The sequence below is a fragment of the Achromobacter sp. GbtcB20 genome, assembly GCF_019091095.1.
GTDB classification, from domain to species: domain Bacteria; phylum Pseudomonadota; class Gammaproteobacteria; order Burkholderiales; family Burkholderiaceae_B; genus Achromobacter; species Achromobacter mucicolens.
Window position 1 is genome coordinate 1 of record NZ_JAGXJZ010000463.1, and the last position, 288, is coordinate 288.

The following is a 288-nucleotide window of genomic DNA, read 5'->3' on the forward strand; positions in this document are numbered from 1 at the left end:
TGAAAAAGTCGCGCCGGCCAGCACAGGCCGATGCAGGAGGATGGAACACGTATGTGGACGCGAGCATTGCCTTCCTGCGCAGGGATCGCCCGGCCCTCGACAAGGCGCGGCAAGAACTTGCCGCAGTCCCCTTCCCTACCGACAAAGGCCTGCCGCCCCTGAAAGACGGCATCATCGAGATGCCCATGGAAGATGGCAAGACGATGAAAATGCGTTGGCCGCCCAACATCGACGTCGTCGACGGCTTCGTCAACTGCTTCGACAAGCCCTATGTACCCGGCGGCGGCC

Annotated in this window: 1 pseudogene; it reads left to right on the forward strand. The window is 62.2% G+C overall.

Annotation, left to right across the window (positions count from 1 at the left end):
• Positions 1-53: 53 nt before the first annotated feature.
• Positions 54-288, forward strand: a pseudogene (locus KVT32_RS29775) (hypothetical protein); the annotation flags it as partial.